15 protein-coding genes and 3 tRNA genes are annotated in these 18,195 nt (G+C 30.3%); 9 read left to right on the top strand and 9 right to left on the bottom strand.

Features of this window, described 5'->3' with window-relative positions:
- From AEBR_RS14085 to AEBR_RS14070, 4 genes are read left to right on the top strand one after another with little or no spacing between them, the layout of a single operon-like run.
- On the top strand, positions 1-942 hold the full coding sequence (locus tag AEBR_RS14085) for an aminotransferase class I/II-fold pyridoxal phosphate-dependent enzyme (protein WP_129087043.1): 942 nt from the start codon (positions 1-3) through the stop codon (positions 940-942).
- The gene (locus tag AEBR_RS14080; protein WP_129087042.1) at positions 932-1,534 is read left to right on the top strand and encodes a transglutaminase domain-containing protein; all 603 of its coding nucleotides are present in this window, start codon (positions 932-934) and stop codon (positions 1,532-1,534) included. The genes AEBR_RS14085 and AEBR_RS14080 overlap by 11 nt, the downstream gene beginning before the upstream one ends.
- The gene (gene dtd / locus AEBR_RS14075) at positions 1,531-1,980 is read left to right on the top strand and encodes a D-aminoacyl-tRNA deacylase (protein WP_129087041.1); all 450 of its coding nucleotides are present in this window, start codon (positions 1,531-1,533) and stop codon (positions 1,978-1,980) included. Before AEBR_RS14080 ends, dtd begins: the two co-directional genes overlap by 4 nt.
- Positions 1,980-2,405: a hypothetical protein gene (locus tag AEBR_RS14070; RefSeq protein WP_129087040.1), complete on the top strand. Its 426-nt coding sequence runs from the start codon at positions 1,980-1,982 to the stop codon at positions 2,403-2,405. Before dtd ends, AEBR_RS14070 begins: the two co-directional genes overlap by 1 nt.
- Here AEBR_RS14070 and AEBR_RS14065 read toward each other — a convergent pair.
- The 4 genes from AEBR_RS14065 to ilvD form a co-directional block, all read right to left on the bottom strand.
- Positions 2,389-3,609 (bottom strand): ArsS family sensor histidine kinase, encoded by a 1,221-nt coding sequence (locus tag AEBR_RS14065; protein WP_129087039.1) that lies wholly within the window; start codon positions 3,607-3,609, stop codon positions 2,389-2,391. The genes AEBR_RS14070 and AEBR_RS14065 overlap by 17 nt on opposite strands.
- Positions 3,603-4,280, bottom strand: coding sequence for a response regulator transcription factor (locus AEBR_RS14060; protein WP_216843185.1), 678 nt, complete (start codon positions 4,278-4,280; stop codon positions 3,603-3,605). Before AEBR_RS14060 ends, AEBR_RS14065 begins: the two co-directional genes overlap by 7 nt.
- A gap of 10 nt (positions 4,281-4,290) precedes the next feature.
- On the bottom strand, positions 4,291-5,709 hold the full coding sequence (locus AEBR_RS14055) for a Do family serine endopeptidase (protein ID WP_129087037.1): 1,419 nt from the start codon (positions 5,707-5,709) through the stop codon (positions 4,291-4,293).
- A gap of 151 nt (positions 5,710-5,860) precedes the next feature.
- On the bottom strand, positions 5,861-7,549 hold the full coding sequence (gene ilvD / locus AEBR_RS14050) for a dihydroxy-acid dehydratase (protein ID WP_129087036.1): 1,689 nt from the start codon (positions 7,547-7,549) through the stop codon (positions 5,861-5,863).
- Between the two features lie 145 nt (positions 7,550-7,694).
- On the opposite strand from ilvD, the gene AEBR_RS14045 reads away from it, so the two are divergent.
- From AEBR_RS14045 to AEBR_RS14035, 3 genes are all read left to right on the top strand, one after another.
- Positions 7,695-7,781 (top strand) — tRNA-Leu (locus AEBR_RS14045).
- Between the two features lie 19 nt (positions 7,782-7,800).
- Positions 7,801-7,889, top strand: a tRNA-Ser gene (locus tag AEBR_RS14040).
- Between the two features lie 47 nt (positions 7,890-7,936).
- Positions 7,937-8,012, top strand: a tRNA-Cys gene (locus AEBR_RS14035).
- Positions 8,013-8,131: 119 nt separating this feature from the next.
- Here the strand turns inward: AEBR_RS14035 and AEBR_RS14030 are convergent.
- Genes AEBR_RS14030 through AEBR_RS14015 form a run of 4 tightly spaced genes read right to left on the bottom strand, consistent with a single transcriptional unit; the run spans position 8,132 to position 12,680 of the window.
- Entirely contained in the window at positions 8,132-8,770 is a 639-nt protein-coding gene (locus AEBR_RS14030; RefSeq protein WP_129087035.1) for a TorD/DmsD family molecular chaperone, read from the bottom strand.
- Between the two features lie 10 nt (positions 8,771-8,780).
- The gene (locus AEBR_RS14025; protein ID WP_129087034.1) at positions 8,781-9,623 is read right to left on the bottom strand and encodes a DmsC/YnfH family molybdoenzyme membrane anchor subunit; all 843 of its coding nucleotides are present in this window, start codon (positions 9,621-9,623) and stop codon (positions 8,781-8,783) included.
- Positions 9,610-10,263, bottom strand: a complete 654-nt coding sequence (locus AEBR_RS14020; protein ID WP_129087033.1) for a DMSO/selenate family reductase complex B subunit — start codon at positions 10,261-10,263, stop codon at positions 9,610-9,612. The genes AEBR_RS14025 and AEBR_RS14020 overlap by 14 nt, the downstream gene beginning before the upstream one ends.
- A gap of 11 nt (positions 10,264-10,274) precedes the next feature.
- Positions 10,275-12,680, bottom strand: a complete 2,406-nt coding sequence (locus AEBR_RS14015; protein ID WP_129087032.1) for a DMSO/selenate family reductase complex A subunit — start codon at positions 12,678-12,680, stop codon at positions 10,275-10,277.
- Between the two features lie 140 nt (positions 12,681-12,820).
- Here AEBR_RS14015 and AEBR_RS14010 point away from each other — a divergent pair, with 140 nt between their 5' ends.
- Together AEBR_RS14010 and AEBR_RS14005 are read left to right on the top strand one after the other, a co-directional pair.
- Complete coding sequence (locus tag AEBR_RS14010) at positions 12,821-15,001, top strand: sensor histidine kinase (protein WP_129087031.1); 2,181 nt, start codon at positions 12,821-12,823, stop codon at positions 14,999-15,001.
- The gene (locus tag AEBR_RS14005; RefSeq protein WP_129087030.1) at positions 15,001-15,654 is read left to right on the top strand and encodes a response regulator transcription factor; all 654 of its coding nucleotides are present in this window, start codon (positions 15,001-15,003) and stop codon (positions 15,652-15,654) included. The genes AEBR_RS14010 and AEBR_RS14005 overlap by 1 nt, the downstream gene beginning before the upstream one ends.
- On the opposite strand, the gene AEBR_RS14000 is transcribed toward AEBR_RS14005, so the two are convergent.
- The gene (locus tag AEBR_RS14000; protein WP_172658914.1) at positions 15,651-17,972 is read right to left on the bottom strand and encodes a HAMP domain-containing methyl-accepting chemotaxis protein; all 2,322 of its coding nucleotides are present in this window, start codon (positions 17,970-17,972) and stop codon (positions 15,651-15,653) included. The two genes, AEBR_RS14005 and AEBR_RS14000, sit on opposite strands and share 4 nt — an antisense overlap.
- Between the last annotated feature and the right edge of the window lie 223 nt (positions 17,973-18,195).

Raw genomic sequence — 18,195 nt, 5'->3', positions numbered from 1 at the left:
ATGATTGATTTTAGCAGTGAAATTAACTTTTTAAAACCAAATGTAAATCTAAATTATGGGTTAATTTCAGAGGCTAAATCAAACAGCTATAACACTCTTTTAGAACTTTTAGAAAATAGATACAAAGTTAAAAAAGAGCAAATAGAACTCTTTAATGGTTTTAGTTCAGCTATCTATTCTATACTAAAATTTTTGGATAAAAAGTTTTGTTTTATCTACTCTCCTTGCTCACTAGAGTATAAAAAAGCGGCTTATAATTTACAATATGAAGTAAGGGTTATAAATAGGTTTGAAAATCTCTTTTTACCAATAAAAGAACAAAGTGTAGTAATCTTTGCAAACCCTTCTTATCTTGATGGAACTTATTATGAGTTAGAAAATCTTTTTAAATATTGGATAGAAAAAGAGGCAATTGTAATAGTTGATGAGACTTTTTTAGATTTTTGTGGAGAGGAAGCTGCGGTAAAGTATCTAAAAGAGTATAAATTTTTGTATATTTTAAAAGATTTTTCAAAATATTATTCAAATGTAAACTTAAGTATTTCAGCAATATTTTCAAACCAAGAGAATATCTCTTTTTTACGAAAATATGAGCCAGAGAACAAACTCTCAATTTTTGATGTGAAGTATTTGGAAAACTCTTTAAAAGATGTTGAGTTTAGAGCTATTTCAAATAGTGTAAATATTAAAAATAGAATAGAGTTGGAGAAGATTTTTCACTCTTGCAAATATGTAGAATCTATTTTTCACAGTAGTTCAAACTCTCTTTTAATAAAACTAAAAGAGATAGATTCAAAAGAGTTTATAAATAGACTAAAAAACAGAGATTTTAAAATCTTTGATTGCATGAGTTATGATTTTATAGATGAGAAGTTTTTAAATATTTATGTAAATTCAAAGGATAATATAGCAAGTCTGAAAGAGGCAGTTTATGCTATTTGAAAATAAAATGATAAAAAATCTTTCAATTATAGTAATCCTTTTTGTTCTGCTTTTTATGGTTTGGATGATATACAAATCTTTTTTTATTGTAAAAAATCAGTTTATAGATATTGATGGCTTAACCTATGTAAATCAAGTAAAAGAGGATAAATATACAAAAGATTTGGCAAATAGACTTACAAAAGGGTGTGATACAAAACTTTGTGAAGTTCAGAGTCTGCTTGATTTAGTTACAAATATTCCATATAAAATAAATAAGTCAGTTGCAAGAAGTGGAAAAAATGTATTAGAGCAAAACTATGGAGATTGTGATGATAAGAGTAATCTTCTTATCTCTTTACTAAAAGCAAAAGGGTATGAGGCATATTTTGTATTAGTACCTAAACATATTTTTGTGGTTGTAAATATGAATCTAATTTTTCCAAATAAAAAAGCACTTTATATAAATGGTAAACCTTTTTATATTTTAGAAAGTACTGCAAAGGGTTCTAAAATAGGGTTTCCTTTAAAGTATAGTTTCGAAGATATAAAGGCATTTATTGATCCTTTTAAGAATAAGAAATTAGTGATTGAGAGTTTAGAGTATAAATGATAGCAGTAATACAAAGAGTAAGTAGTTCTAATGTAAAAGTTGAGGGAAAGATTGTAGGTGAGATTGGATGTGGATTAAATATTTTGCTTGGAGTTAAAAAAGGTGATACAAAAGAGGATATAAAAAAACTAATCTCTAAAATAGTAAATCTTCGTATTTTTCAAGATAAAAATGACAAGATGAATCTTTCACTTCTTGATACAAAAGGTGAAGTTTTAATTATCTCTCAATTTACACTAGCAGCAAATATAAAAAAAGGCAGACGTCCAAGCTTTGATTCAAGTGAAAATCCTGAGCTTGCAAAAAAGCTTTATGAAGAGTTTATAGAAGAAATGATAAAAGAGGATGTAAAAGTACAAACGGGAATTTTTGGTGCAAAGATGGATGTAAATATTCAAAATGATGGCCCAGTTACTTTTATTGTGGATTCTAAGGAGTTAAATTAGTGAAATATATAGAGTGGTTTGAAAACCATGGAAAAAAACATGCAAAAATTATGGGAAAACTAAAAAATCTAAGCGATGATGAGGTTATAAAATATTTTAGATTTGAAAATATGGTAAAAGAGGAGCCAGATTTTTGTCCACTGTATAAAGATAATAAGAAGTGCCATGATTATGAAGAGTTAAACTGCTACTTATGTGCCTGTCCAAACTTTAGATTTGATGATAATGGAGTTAGAAAACAAGAGGAAAAAACTCTTTATTCCTATTGTAGTATTGATTCAAAAGATGGAAGTCAATATAAAGGTGAAGATTATATACATCAAAACTGTTCAGGTTGTATAGTTCCACATAAAGAGAAATATATTAAAAAACACTTTTCAAGGGATTGGTTTTTGATTATGAAAGATGTTATTTTATCAAAATAGAGAAGATATTTTTCCCTGCATTGTGTTGGTAAACAAGTCTATATCCGTGTAAATGGGCAATTGTTTTAACAATATAAAGACCAAGTCCAAAACCATCACTTCTTTTCTCTTCCTGTGAGAAAGGTTCTGTGTAATACTCTAAATTGTTTTTTAGTTTTTCCCCTTTTGAGATAATATCTATTTTATATTTATTTGCACTTATACAAGCGTGTCTATCTGGAGAGAATTTAATAGCGTTGTCTATTAGGTTTTTTAGTGCCACTGAAAGCATAGCGGTATCTGCATTTAGTCTAAAGTCATTTATTTTTGCATCAATTTTATTAGGGTTTAACATGGCAATTTCAACTGTTTTTTTATAGATTTTAAAGAAACTTGTTGCCTCTTTATAAACTAAAGTACTATTTGAAGTAAGCCTTTCAACCATAGCTAACTCTTTGATAATATCATCCATTCTTTGAAAAGCTCTTTGCAAAGTCTCTCTTTTTTTCTCATCATCTAAAGTTTCAGCTATAAACATTGCTTTTGTAATAGGAGTTTTAAGCTCATGCATCATATTACGCATAAAAAGCTCTTTTGATTTTGTTTGATTATTTATATGTGTTATTGCTTCATCAAAAGTTTTTGCAATAGTTCCTATTTCATCTTTGCTATTTGAGACTATTTTAACGTTTAAATCACCTTCTGAGAATTTTTTAATCTCTCTATTTAGGTTTCTAAGAGGTTTTAATTTCTTTTTCAAAATATAATAAAGGGAGAATAAAACACCAATAGATAAGGCAATAGCTAAAGAGATAATCAAAAGATTATATGAGTAGTTTTGGGTATCTTGAATCATCAAGTTATAACCATCTTTTTGTACATAAGTGTAAAGATTGTCTTCTAAACTAAAGATTCTATACATTCCATTTATCGTTTGTCTAACAACAACAACTTTTGCATCATTTAAAACGGTAAGAGATAATATATTATCCTCTACTTGTTGCATTTTGAACTGTTTTAGAATAATCTTAATACCATTTTTTGAAGGGTTTGTATCAAGGGTTTTAAGTAAATTTTCTGCAACAAGTTCATACTTTTTTTGCATAGAGATATTAAACCTCTGTTTATCAAGTTTTATAAAAATGGCAAATGTAAGTGAGATTGCAATAAGTGCCAAAATAAAGATTGTATTGATAAAAGCAGAGATAGAGATATTTCTTAGCATATTAGTTGATAACCAATTCCTCTTACTGATTTAATATAGGTTTTACTATCATCTATTTTAGAGATTTTTGATCTAATTCTTGAAACCATAACATCAATATTTTTTAAACTACTATCATCTTCTATATGGTCACTTGCATAGATAAAATCTTCCCTTGCTATAACTGCACCATTTCTTTGAATAAGAAGTTTTAAAATATCAAACTCTGCCAAAGTAAGATTTAGAAGTTCCCCTTTGAAATATACTTGAATATCATCCTCTTTTAATATAAAATCAGATTTTTTTACTGTTTCATCTATTTTTTCTACAGGAGACATTCTTTTTAATATAGCTTTTATTCTTGCTTGAAGTTCTCTTGGATTATATGGTTTAGGAAGATAATCATCAGCTCCCCTTTCAAGTCCCATAACTTTGTCTAGAATATCATCCCTTGCACTTGAAATAATAATAGGAATGTCTGATTTCTCTCTTATTTTTGGAATCAGTTCAAGTCCATCAATCTCTGGAAGAGTTAAATCTAAAATTAAAAGTTTGTACTCTTTTATACTCAACATAGATAGTCCATTGTATGGACTATCTGTATTTGTTACTTCAATATCATAAGAGGCTAAGTAGTCAGTTATGATTTGAGCAAGCTCTAAATCATCCTCTATCATTAGTACTTGAACGATGGGAAATCCTTTAATCTATAACTAAAAGCAGTGTTTGACCATATCTGTCCACATACACTCTTTTGTCTTTTTTATTATATTTTCTAATTGCTTGTTGCATATCACCGAAATTTTTTACTTCGATATCTTCTATTTGTATAATAACATCCCCTGGTTGAAAACCTACTTTTTCAGCTTTTGAATTTGGTTCAACATAAGTGATTAGTACCCCTTGAGAGTTTGAACTAAGTCTAAATCTTTTTAGCATATCTGCATTTATCTCAGATAATTGAAGACCACCTAAGAAGTTTCCATTATTTGCTTCAGAGGTTACAAGTCCAGCTCTATTTCCTAAAGTGATAGCTAATTCAACATCTTTTTTATCTCTTTCAAGTTTTACTTTTATTGTCTCATTTGGTTTAAATGAAGCAATTGTATTTTGTAGAGTTTTTCTATCTCTAATAGGAACATTATTTACCATATAGATTAAGTCACCTCTTTTTAGACCAGCTTTTGAAGCAGGAGTATCATTTGCTACATCTAAAATAAGTGCCCCTTGTTTGTGAGTATACATTTTATTTATACTAGCTTTTAAATCATCAATTACTACACCTAAATAACCTCTGGTTACTTTACCATCTGTAATTAGTTTTTTAACAACATCTTTTACCATTGAAACTGGAATTGCAAAACCAACACCATTGTTCCCACCAGATTTTGTAATAATTGCACTATTAATACCAATTAATGCACCTCTACTGTCAACTAAAGCTCCACCTGAGTTTCCAGGATTGATTGAGGCATCTGTTTGAATAAAGTTTTCATATCTATTAATACCAACATGGTCTTTGTTAAGTGCTGAAATTATACCTTGAGTTACAGTTGTTCCAATACCAAATGGGTTACCAATTGCAAAAATCAAATCTCCAACTTTTAGTTCATCAGAATATGCAAAACTGATTGCTTGAAGATTGTTCCCATCAATTTTAATAACTGCTAAGTCACTATCTGAATCTTTACCAATTACAACTGCATTGTACTCTTTTGGATTATCTCCAATAGTTACAGAGATCTCATCTGCATTTTCAATAACATGGTTGTTTGTTACAATATATCCATCTTTTGAGATGATAACACCAGACCCAAGTGATCTTTGAATTCTATTCTCTTGAAACTGCTCACCAAATTGATCTCCAAAAAATCTTCTTAAGAAAGGGTCATTGAACATTTGAAATGGAATGCTCCCTGCATTTGAAGCAACTCTTCTTTTGGCTGCAATATTTACAACTGAATTCATTGCATCTTTTATACTATTATTAAATGATAAAATCTGATTTGGAGTATTAGGTGCTACTCTTTGTGGGTTTTGTTCTGCCATTTGAAAATCTATACTGTTGGCAAAAACACTACTTGCTATAAATATAGCTATAAAAAGTATTTTTCTTTTCATATTAGTTCCTTTGTAATTTTCTATGTATATAGAAAGAATTATAATACCCAAATGTAAACTATATTTGAATAAAGCGTAAATAAATAATTAATACAACGTGGAGTTTTTGTGGGGTTTGTAGTTATAGTATAGCCTAAAGCTATACTATTTTTTATAGATCAGTTTTTAAAACTGCTCCGCTACTTGCATTTGTTACAAGTGCTCTATATTGTCCAAGCCATTTTGATTTAAGTGTTTTTTTAAGTGGTTTAAATTCTGCTTTTCTTTTTGCAATCTCTTCATCGCTTAGATTTACACTTAAAATATATTGGTCAACATCAATATGAATCTCATCACCATCTTTTAGTAAACCAATCATTCCACCTTCTGCTGCTTCTGGACTTACGTGACCAATTGAAGCACCTCTTGTAGCTCCTGAAAATCTTCCATCAGTAATTAGTGCAACTGAACTTCCAAGTCCCATACCCATGATAAGTGAAGTTGGCGCTAACATCTCTTGCATACCTGGACCACCTTTTGGACCTTCGTATCTAATAACAACCACATCACCAGCTTTTACTTTTCCGCCAATGATTCCAGAGATTGCTTCAGGTTGTCCATCAAAACATACAGCTTTTCCTGTAAATACTCTATCTCCTGTAATACCAGCAGTTTTTATAACTGCCCCTTGCTCTGCAAGATTTCCATAAAGTATTGCCAAGCCGCCAACTTTTGAATATGGATTATCAATAGTGTGGATAATAGAAGTATCTTTTATAAAAGCATCTGCTATTTTTTCATAAAGAGTTTCACCAGTGATTGTTAAGTTATCTATTAAGATATCATTACCTCTTTTGGTCATCTCTTTCATAACTGCATTTACACCACCAGCTCTATTTATATCTTCCATATGAACTGTTGAAAGTGATGGAGAGATTTTTGCAATATGTGAAACTTTTTTTGAAATAGAGTTAATATCTTCAAGGTTAAAGTTAACTTCTGCCTCTTTTGCAATTGCAAGCATATGTAAAACAGTATTTGAACTTCCACCCATTGCCATATCAACTGCAAAAGCATTTCTAACAGCATTTTCATTTAAGATATTTCTTAATTTGAATTTTTCTCTTGAAGCTGCATCTTTTGCAATTTCACAAACTCTTTTAGCTGCTTTTTTGTATAACTCTTCTCTCTCAGGGGTTAAAGCTAAGATTGTTCCATTTCCTGGAAGTGCAATCCCCATAGCTTCCATAAGTGTGTTCATAGAGTTTGCTGTAAACATACCAGAGCATGAACCACCACTTGGACAGGCATTACACTCAATATCTTTTAACTCTTCATCACTCATCTGTCCAGCTTCATGTTTTCCAACTGCTTCAAATGCTGTTGCTAAGTCAATAGGTTTACCATCTTTTGTATGACCTTTTGCCATTGGTCCACCACTTACAAATACTGTTGGAACATTTACCCTTAATGCACCCATAATCATACCTGGAACTATTTTATCACAGTTTGGAATAGCAATCATTGCATCAAGTTTATGTGCATTCATTACAGTTTCAATTGAGTTTGCAATTAACTCTCTACTTGGAAGTGAAAATAACATTCCATCATGTCCCATTGCAATACCATCATCAACACCAATTGTATTAAACTCAAATGGCACACATCCATTTGCTCTTATCTCATCTTTTATAATTTTTGAAACTTTATCAAGGAAAAAATGACCTGGAATTACCTCTATAAAAGAGTTTGCAACTCCAATAAATGGTTTATCAAAATCTTCATCTTTTAATCCTGTAGCTCTAAATAGTGATCTATGCGGAGTTCTATCAAAACCTTTTTTTACTTCATCACTTCTCATGGAAACCCCTTAAAATAATTAAATTGCTTGGATTATAGCAGAAATTTTAAAAAATCTTGTTGAAACTCTTGACAAATATAAATATTTAGAATATAATTCCACTCCAATTTGAAAAGAACGATTTTCAAATACTACTATAAAATGTGCGAGTGTGGCGGAATAGGTAGACGCGTGGGACTTAAAATCCCATTCCGGTTTCGGAGTGTGAGTTCGATTCTCACCATTCGCACCACTATTAATCTTAATGTTGTAGAGAGTTGGCTGAGTTGGTCGAAAGCACCGGTTTTGAAAACCGGCGAGGTTCACGCCTCCGAGGGTTCGAATCCCTTGCTCTCTGCCATTTACAAATAATCATTTTGCCTTTTTACTGTTAAAATGATGTTTGTCGGAGGTATAGCAAAGTTGGTAATGCACCTGATTGCAAATCAGATATTCATCGGTTCGAGTCCGGTTACCTCCTCCACAGTAGTAGTTCTCCAGACTAATAAATACTGACAGTGTAATTACTTTTTATCAATTTTTTTATTGTTAGCATTGTTAGATTTAAAAGGGACAAAATTTTTTATTTTGTCCCTTTTTTTATTAAGAAGCTCTTCTTAGTATTTTTTTCTCATAATTATTAATACAAAACTCTTCAATAAGAATCTCACAAAAATTTTGTATATGGAATCCCAAACCTTTATAAAATGAGCTTTTTGCATTTGATTGTAAATCTTTTGCCCATACTCCAACCCAAGGTAAAAAGTTCTCTTCTAAAAATATTTTAAGGGCTTCTTTATAAGTAGCATCTTTTTCAAGATTAAAAAGAAGAGTACTTAAAAACTCTAATTCAATAGCAATAAAATCAGCAGGTTGCCCAAAGAGTGCATCTGTGAAGAAAGAACATTGATTATATAGTGATTTTACATTATCAGACTCTCTTGAATAAAGTTCCCCTGAAATATCAAGATAATATGAACCATAAGGAGGAGCTTTTAAAGAGATCTCATCACATATAAAAAGATCTGTATAATCCACTGCTAACTCTAAATAATCCTCTTTGAAATGAGATTCTTTCCATAAAAGATTTGCTTGAACGTTACTTGTGCTATTAGAGTGAATAAACCACTCTAATAGAATTTTTTTCTCTTTTATATCTTCCCACATCTCCTCTTTTGGAGGATTATATAAAAACTGTGAAAATATAGATGCCATATAGGCTAATACATTACAATCTTTCATAACAATCTCCTTATCCTATAAATATATGAGATGTAATTAATCCATAAAATACAATTCTTGTTAAAAATACACCTATGAAAGATACAACAAAGGCAATTTTCGCAAATTTTGTATTATCTTCTTCAATTAAAAGTAAAACCAAACTAAGTCCACAAAGTATAATTCCCCAACCAATTAGAAGCTCATATTTTCCATCTGCTAACTCAAAAGCATTTCCAACAATATCCAAATTTAGATTTCCTAAATGGAATGTATAAAGAACTGATGCTAAAACAAAAAGGACAAATCCAATTACTGCTGCAATAACTGAATATTTATACTCTTTACTCTCACTAGCAATAAAGGCTGTATAGGCAATTGAACCTAACAACAAGGCTGAAGAGAAAAATAGTAATAAAGTTAAATTTAGATTCCAAGTAGGAATTGTATTTGCCATTGAACCATAGATATTACCCATTGCATATAACATTGCCAAACCAACTACAGGTAAGATATAAATTAGGTTTTTATTCCCTTTTAATAAAATAGCAACACCCAATAAAAGCATTAGAGCAATACCAACAATCTCTAAAGGCAACCAAGAGATTACAAAACTATCATTTTGTGTAAATCCAAAAACTCTTGTAATCATATATGGTGCATGGAAAGGATCACCTAAGTGAAAAGTTGAGGTAATCATTCCCAACGCTACAAGAACAATAAAAATCATCCCAAATTTTTTATAACTTCTATCTTCACTTGCTGTAGCACCATTGTTAAAGGCATACAGAAGTGAGAAACCAACTGCACTTTGTGCAATTACTGTAAAAAGTATTAGAGGTAATTCCTCTATAAATGAGTTATATAATGTCATAAGTCACCTCCTGATAATTTTGAGGAAGATGTGCTTTCCCTGAACCATTTTCAGAAGGTTGCGCATTTTTCTCTGGTTTAATACATAAATTAGGTCTAGTTTTTTCATATTCTGGTAGCGGAGCAACTCCTGCTATGTGCCCATGTTTCTCTCTTAACTCTTTAATAGGACCAGCTTCTAAAGCTCTAAAAGGACAAGCTTCCACACAAATTGGATCTAACCCTTCATCAAGTCTTTCGCTACATCCGTTACATTTTGTCATATGTCCTGACTCTTCATCAAATTGTGGAGCACCATATGGACATGCCATTGCACATGATTTACAACCAATACATTTATCTGCATCAACGCTTACAATCCCATAGCTGTCTTTATGCATTGCTCCTGTTGGACATGCTTTTGTACAAGCTGGATCATCACAGTGATTACAAGATAATGAGGTGTAATATGTAAATACATTTGTTTGCTCAAATGCACCACTTTGTTTTTGGAACCATTTCCCACCTTCATACTCAACAACTCTTCTAAAACTTATACCAATTGAAGATTGTTTATAATCTTTACAAGCAAGTTGGCAAGTTCTGCATCCTACACATCTTGTTTGGTCGAGATAGAAACCAAATTGTCTATTTTTTTCCATAATATTTCCTTTTAAGCTCTATATTTTTCAATCTCAACTAATGCAGAGTGTTGAGGATTAGCTTTTGAAATTGCAGTAGGTTCTAAGTCAGTTAATGTATTAATACAACCTCCCACATCAATTCCATTTTCATTTTTATACCATCCACCTTGTGGGCAAGTTGTAACACCAGGTAAAATTTTTGAAGTAACTTTTACTGTTAATAAAATTTTCCCATGATCATTGTATACCAACGCTTTGTCTCCTGTTTTAAGAGCTCTTATTTTCGCATCAAGTGGGTTCATCCATAATTCATTTGGGTTTATCTCTCTAATTGGAGCACTTTCCCAAAAACTTGAGTGAGTTCTTCCTTTATAGTGATAACCAAAAATTTGTAAAGGGTATTTTTTTCTAATTGGATCCAATGGACCATTTTTTGCCTCAACAAACTCTGGTAAAGGATTTATTTTTTGCCCCTTTTTTAAAATCCAAGTTTTTGCCATTTGGTCTAGTTTTGTACTGTAAATCTCTATTTTCCCTGTTGGTGTTTTTAAAGGGTTCGCAACAGGATCTTTTACAAACTCTTCATGAATAATAAATGGTTTTTCATATCTTGGGAATTTTAAAATACCCATTTTTCTCATCTCTTCAAAAGTTGGCATATCTGGTTTATTTTCAAATTTCATATTCCACAAATGCTCTAACCATTGAACTTGAGTTCTTCCTTCAGTGAATTTATCAACTAACTCTTGACCACCTAGTTTTTCAGCAAGTTTAATACACATATCATAGTTTGTCATTGCCTCACCAAGTGGTTCTATTGCTTTTTGTGAATAGATAATATATGGTCTGTCATTTGAGTAACCAGCACTTGATCTTACAAAATCCTCTTGTTCAAGTGGAGTTGCATCAGGTAAGATAATATCTGCAAATTTATTACTTGATGTTCTTGTTACATTTATATCAACAATAAACTCACAAAGTGTGTCATCTTCTAAGATTTTTGCAGTTCTATTTGTATCACTGTGTTGATTTATAAGACAGTTACCACCACTATTTAAGATAAATTTGATATTTTGTTTTAACTGTTTAGTATGTTTAATACCATCAGTTAAATCTGTCATCTCTTTACCTCTTACAATTGCATCTGTCCATAAAAAACATGGAATAGAGTCTTTTATTGGGTTTTTAAAAGGTAAACTTGCAGGTTCAATCCATCCTGTTGTATGCTCTCTCCCTCCACAGTTTGTTCCTGGAACTCCTAAATTTCCTGTCATTACATTTAATGTTGCAATTGCTCTTGCAGATTGTTCACCATTTGAGTGTCTTTGTGCACCCCAACCTTGAGCGATATAACATGGTTTTACACTTGCAATCTCTCTAGCAAGTTTTACAATAGTTTCAGCTGGAATTTTTGTGATTTTCTCAGCCCATAAAGGAGTTTTTTCTGTTTTATCATCTCCTCTTCCCATAATGTAATCTTCATATGAACCATTTTGTGGTGCACCTTCAGGAAGTGTATTGCTTGAAAACCCAACACAATATTTGTCTAAGAATGCTTTGTCATGTAGATTTTCACTAATCATAACATGAGCTAATCCTGCAACTAAAGCGGCATCTGTTCCTGGTTCAATTGGAATCCATTGGTCACAAGCACCAACTAAACTGTCTGAATATCTTGGATCTATATGGATCACTTTTGCGCCACTTTTTTCTAAAGCAGTTTTATAAGCATATCCCGTTCCCCCACCACTCATTCTTGTTTCAACTGGATTATTTCCAAACATTACAACAAGTTTTGTATTTTCAATTTGCATAATATCACTACCTCTGTGAGTACCATAGAAGTAAGTTAAAGCATTTGAAATTTGTCCAGTTGAATAAGAGTTATGATAGTTAATATATCCTCCATACATTGACAATAATCTCATAAAAGGTCCTTTTGTCCCTCTATTCATTAATCCACCAGTTGTTCCTGTATTATATGGGATTAAAATTGCTTCATTTCCATATTTCTCTTTTACCTCTTTAAGTTTGTTTGCAATTGTGTCAATTGCTTCATCCCAAGAGATTCTTACAAATTTTCCTTCTCCTCTTTTCCCAACTCTTTTTAGAGGATATTTTAATCTATTTGGATTATATACTCTAAATCTATTTGATCTACCTCTTAAACAGGCTCTAACTTGGTGAGAACCAAATTCATCACCACCTGTGTTATCTGTCTCTATATGATCAATTTTATTGTCATTTACAAATACTCTTATGGCACATTTACTACCACAATTGATAGTACATCCAGCCCATTTTATAGCGTCATACTCTTTTTTTGTAACTTTTGTTTTTTCTGCTAAAGAGGGAATAGGTAGAACTGTACTTGCTGCAACACTTCCTCCTACTGCTCCACTCCATTGCAAAAATTGTCGTCGACTAACTTGCATGATGTCTCCTTAATTAATATCATTTATAAATAAAATCTTATAAAATAAAGTTAGCAAAAAGATGTCAGTTTTCAATAAGTAGTAAAAAATGTTTACTAAGGAGATATTGATATAATTAAACAAAAAGTATTGGATTCTCAATGAAAAATTTATTAGTTTCAATTTTTATAATAAGTCTTTTTATGTCAGCTTTATATGGGAAAAGCAAGCATATTCTGGTCTTACAATCATATAATAAAGGTTTGGTTTGGACAGATAATATTTCAAAAGGTGTTGAAGATGTTCTTCTGTCTCAAAAAAATCCTTATGAGATTACAACAGAGTATATGGATACAAAAAAGATAAATAATAAAGAATATATGGAGCAGATGTATAAACTTTTTCTTATGAAAATGAAGATACAAAAGTTTGATGCTGTAATTGCTGGAGATAATGAAGCTGCTGAGTTTATTTTAGAATATAAAGAGGAGCTTTTTGAAAATGTCCCTCTGATATTTTGTGGAATTGATAAACGAGATCCTGGTTTAAATATAGATATGGTACTAAAAAAAGGTATCACTTTGATTTTAGAGAGTAAAGAGATAAAAATCAATATGCAGTTTATAACTAAAATTTTGCCAAATTTGAAAGAGCTGTATGTTATAAATGATTATACAGGAGCTTCGGTTTTAGTAAATAATACATATAGACGAGAGGCAGAAGCCTTAGAGGAAAAGGGTATTAGAGTAGTTCTTAATTTCGATGGGAATTTAGAAGAGATTGAGGAAGATATAAAAAATCTTCCAAAAAATAGTGCAGTATTATTTGGTAGTTTATTTAGAGATAAAAATGGTAATTATGTTCCCTATTATGATGTAAATAGAGTTTTAAATACTTCAAAAGTTCCTCTTTTTGCCATGTCTGATTCACACTTTGGAAAAGGCGTGATAGGAGGCTATCTTTTAAGAGGTTATGATTTAGGAAAGGCTGCTGCAAAAGAGGCAATAGATATTTTAGAAAAAGGGGAAAAACCTCTAAAAGAGCCAATAGTAATCCCTTCTCAATGGACATTTGATTATAGAATTCTTGAAAAATATAATATAAATATGTCAAAAATACCTAAAGAATCAATTATTATAAATCTTCCTAAAACTTTTTTTGAAAAAAATAAAAAGCTGGTTGAATACTCTTTTATTCTTCTTCCTTTTTTAATAATCTCTTTGATTTTTGCAATAATAAACAACTATCAAAAATATAAATTAAGTCAAAAACTAAAAGCCCAAAGTGAGTTACAGGCAGTTTTGCTTAATAATATACATAGTTCTATTTTTTGGATTGATAATCAAAGTAGAGTTAAAGGGTGTAACAACTCTTTTTGTAGAATGCTAAATATGCCCCAAGATGAAATTATTGGAAAAGAGATTTGTGAAATCTTTTTTAAATTTTGTGATATGTCAATAAAAGAGAGCTTAAAAGAGTTAAAAGAGATTGAGTTTACAATAGATGAAAGAATATATAGACTTACAAGTCAGATATTTATGAACAACAAAGGTGAAAATGGTGGTATAGTTTCTATTATTACAGATATTACAGAGAAAAAACAACTTGAAGTTAATACCCAGTTTATTGTTCAACAATCAAAACTTTCAGAAGTTGGAGAGATGCTTTCTGCAATTGTTCATCAATGGAAAAATCCTCTTGTGGAATTATCAGCAGTTGCCCATAAAATGCTCTATTATGACAAAAAAGAAAAACTTACAAGTAAAGATATAAAAATATTTTATGATAATATTATGACACAAACCATATATATGAGTGAAACAATAGATGGCTTTAGAGATTTTATTAGACCATCTAATACTCCAAAAGCCTTTAATGTAGATACGGGCTTAAAAGAGGTTTTAATGCTTTTATCACACTCCTTAAAATATGATCATATTGAACTTGATTATATAAATAGTTCAAAAGAGTTTTGTTTTGCGTATGGCTATCCAAATGAGTTTAAACAAGTTGTTGTTAGTATAATTAATAATGCAAGAGATGCTATAGTGGAAGAAAAAAATCTAAATAGTACTCTAAAAGGAAAAATCACACTAACTTTGAAAAAAAATACAGAAGGTATAGACCTCTTTGTTGATGACAATGGATGTGGAATAAAAGAAAAAGTTATGGATCAAATATTTAATCCATTCTTTACAACAAAAAGCAGAGGTGATGGTTTTGGTTTATATATGGCAAAGTTAATTATAGAGAATAAAATGGAAGGTAGAATAAAAATCTCGTCCTTAGAAAAAGGTACAAGAGTAAGTATTTCTATACCAATATCAGAGAGTATAACTTAATGAAGATTTTGCTTTTAGAAGATAATGTAAGTTTATCAGAGATAATAAAAGAGATGTTCGAAGAGAAAGGGCTTATTGTTGATTGGTTTAAAGATGGAGAAGAGGCTTTATATGCAATTATAAATGGATATGATTGTTTCGTATTAGATATAAATGTACCCTCATTAAGTGGACTAAATCTTTTAAAAGAGATAAGAGATAGAGATAAAACGACTCCTGCAATTATAATAAGTTCAAATATAGAACTAGAGACTATACAAAAGGCTTATGTCAATGGTTGTAATGATTTTTTAAAAAAGCCTTTTTATATTTATGAGTTAGAGTGTAAGGTTGATCTTTTATGTAAAAATGAAAAGAATATTAATCTTTGTGAAGGATTTTCTTATAATTTAAAAGCTGAAATCTTATATGACAAAGAGAATAATAGTGTTAAACTTACTCACAAAGAGAAGAGATTATTAACACTATTGTGTAAAACTCCAAATATTACTGTCTCATTAGAGGTTATTGAACAATATGTATGGGAAGGTGAAATTGTAGGAATTTCAGGTATTCGTTCTTTGATAAAAAGGGTTAGATTAAAGATTTGTAAAGAGTTTATCCAAACAGAAAATTATGGATATAAGTTAATTACCAATCAAATGGGAAGTTAAAAACTTTCCCATTCTGCGTCATCTTTATTCTCTATTGAAGGAGTAATTTGTTTTTCCTTTGAATCCTTTTTAGATTTGTTAGGAAGAGCCTTAGAAGAGGCTTTTTTATTATCATTAGGATTGATGTGAATATGTTTAGCTTTAACATCATCTTTACCTATAAACCTTTTTTCATCTGCATTTCTAACAATAGCTAAAGCAATGTGTTGGGTTTGAACAGCAACCTCTTGGGTATGGGTTGCAACACTAGCATTCTCTTGGGTTTGTTGGTCAAGCTCAGTTACTGCATCATTTATCTGTTCAATTCCTGCTTGTTGCTCTTTTGATGACATCTCTATATCTTTTATAATTTGAATTGTTTTTATAATATTCTCATTTAGATCTTGATATCCATGTATCATCTTATCTGCAATACTTTTACCATCATTTGCTTTAGTAGTAGCATTTTCAACTAAGGCTTTAATCTCATTTGCTGCTTCTGCAGATCTTGAAGCTAGGTTTCTTACCTCTTGGGCAACAACTGCAAATCCTTTCCCTGCTTCTCCTGCTGTTGCTGCTTCAACTGCTGCATTAAGTGAAAGAATATTTGTTTGGAAAGCTATTTGATCAATAATAGTAATTGCTTCATTTATTGCTTCAACTTGATTATTAATCTCATCCATTGCTGTTGTTGTTTCAGAAGCTAGTTTCTCTCCACTATTTGCTGATCTATTTAACTCTTCTGCATATTTTGACATCCTTACAACATTTTCTGTATTTTGTGTAATATTCCCTGTAATTTGTTCTAAGGCTGCTGCTGTCTCTTCTAAAGATGCTGCTGCTTCATTTGTTGAGTTACTTAATGATTCTACATTCTCCAATAGTATATCTGCACTCTCTTGCAGTGTTAATCCTATTGATTTATTCTCTACTAGCATCTCGTTTATGATTTCAGCTAATCTATTAAGACCTTGAGAGGTTTTTCCTGTTGGGTTTGGTATTCTATGAGTAAAATCAAGATCTTGAAAATTTTCAAGACCTGTTTGTACTTTATTCATATCTCCACAAACTCTATCTGCCATAATTTCAAGCATCTCATTAAATATATTTCTTAATTCATGCAGAGATTCATTTTTTGTATCAAGCTCAACTTTTTTGTATAAAATACCGTGTTTTGCTTCATTTACAATTCTTTTTACATCATCTATTACAAGTAAATCTTTGTGTAGTCCATCTTCAATAGTTTGTAAGTATTTATTAAAGTTTTCACTTACAATACCAATCTCATCTTTTGATTCAACACTAACCCTTGATTTAACATCTCCACTATTTAATAGTTGAAGCACACCTTTATTTAATCTATTAAGAGATTTTGCAATACTTACAGGTATTGTAATAGAGAATAGAATAACTGCTATTATGATTAGAATAGAGACTATCAATGAGGTGTTAGATAAATTTTTATTTAGCTTGGCTACCATTGGACCAATAATCTCTTGTTCACTTTTTATTGATTGTTTCATATCTTCTGCTAAAGCAGCTATATTAACACCTATAGGTCCCAAAGAGTCTTGAATAAGCTGATTCCTAGTTTCAACAATTGTGACAAGTTTATTTAAACCAGAAATATAAGTAGTTAAGAGTTTATTTGCTTCTTCTATTAACTCTTTTCTATTTGTTGAGCTAAGTGAATTTTTTAATTTTACTAAATCTTCTTTAAATAATGAGAACTCTTCAAGTGCTTTTTGTATATCCTCTTTTGTGTTTGTATTTAAAAATTTAACCACATAAAGTCTAGCAAGTAGAAGAAGTTTAATTGAGTATGAAGTAGCTAAAGCTTCATCTTGTCTGTTATTCTCTTGAGCTTTTTTAGTTACTAATGTTAGGACCTCTTCAATCTTTTTACCATTTATGTTTAAGTTATTATTGACAATGTTATTTCTTTCATTAATTAATGCAATTATCTTATAAAAATCACTATTATAAGTTTGCAATTGATTATCAATTTTTGTTACCATTTCTGCCCGTTTAGAATTCTTGATTTCTTTTTTGGCTACTTCCAAAAATTCTGTTGTTAGTTTATAGTATTTGTCAAATTCATCAATACTATCTTTAGATTGTGTTCTTAGATAAGTTGCTCCTTGCATTCTCATCATAAGCATATTGCCTTGCACTGTATTTGCTAACAAACTATCTTTTGCTAACTCCCTATATGTTGAAAATCCGTCAGTTGCTTTATTCAATCCTATAATATTATATATTGCAAGAATTGCTACAAGTATTGAAATGGTAACAAATGAGAGGATTAGTTTCATTTTAATGGACATATTTTTTAGCATATCTATTCTCCTTCAAACAAATAATATTTTAAATGATAAATAAATAATTGTTAAAGCGAACTTATAAATAATATATAATATAATCAATTATATGTAATGAAATATTGGGAACTTATCTTTTAAGTTGATTAGTATTATCATATAAATAACAAATAAAAAGATGAGAAAATTTAAAAAACTAAATAATCAATTGGAATAGAAGTATAAAAGAAAAATAGGCTTA

Source organism: Halarcobacter ebronensis (genome assembly GCF_013201825.1).
Lineage (GTDB): Bacteria > Campylobacterota > Campylobacteria > Campylobacterales > Arcobacteraceae > Halarcobacter > Halarcobacter ebronensis.
The sequence above is the reverse complement of the archived record's forward strand: the minus strand, read 5'-3'. Positions and strand labels throughout refer to the sequence as shown.

Excerpts from the sequence above, each read along its gene's own strand:
- dtd (WP_129087041.1), top strand. The coding sequence starts at position 1,531 with ATGATAGCAGTAATACAAAGAGTAAGTAGTTCTAATGTAAAAGTTGAG.
- AEBR_RS14065 (WP_129087039.1), bottom strand. The coding sequence starts at position 3,609 with ATGCTAAGAAATATCTCTATCTCTGCTTTTATCAATACAATCTTTATT.
- AEBR_RS14030 (WP_129087035.1), bottom strand. The coding sequence starts at position 8,770 with ATGAAAGATTGTAATGTATTAGCCTATATGGCATCTATATTTTCACAG.
- AEBR_RS14015 (WP_129087032.1), bottom strand. The coding sequence starts at position 12,680 with ATGCAAGTTAGTCGACGACAATTTTTGCAATGGAGTGGAGCAGTAGGA.
- AEBR_RS14025 (WP_129087034.1), bottom strand. The coding sequence starts at position 9,623 with ATGACATTATATAACTCATTTATAGAGGAATTACCTCTAATACTTTTT.
- AEBR_RS14000 (WP_172658914.1), bottom strand. The coding sequence starts at position 17,972 with ATGCTAAAAAATATGTCCATTAAAATGAAACTAATCCTCTCATTTGTT.
- AEBR_RS14085 (WP_129087043.1), top strand. The coding sequence starts at position 1 with ATGATTGATTTTAGCAGTGAAATTAACTTTTTAAAACCAAATGTAAAT.
- ilvD (WP_129087036.1), bottom strand. The coding sequence starts at position 7,549 with ATGAGAAGTGATGAAGTAAAAAAAGGTTTTGATAGAACTCCGCATAGA.
- AEBR_RS14010 (WP_129087031.1), top strand. The coding sequence starts at position 12,821 with ATGAAAAATTTATTAGTTTCAATTTTTATAATAAGTCTTTTTATGTCA.
- AEBR_RS14055 (WP_129087037.1), bottom strand. The coding sequence starts at position 5,709 with ATGAAAAGAAAAATACTTTTTATAGCTATATTTATAGCAAGTAGTGTT.
- AEBR_RS14005 (WP_129087030.1), top strand. The coding sequence starts at position 15,001 with ATGAAGATTTTGCTTTTAGAAGATAATGTAAGTTTATCAGAGATAATA.
- AEBR_RS14080 (WP_129087042.1), top strand. The coding sequence starts at position 932 with ATGCTATTTGAAAATAAAATGATAAAAAATCTTTCAATTATAGTAATC.
- AEBR_RS14020 (WP_129087033.1), bottom strand. The coding sequence starts at position 10,263 with ATGGAAAAAAATAGACAATTTGGTTTCTATCTCGACCAAACAAGATGT.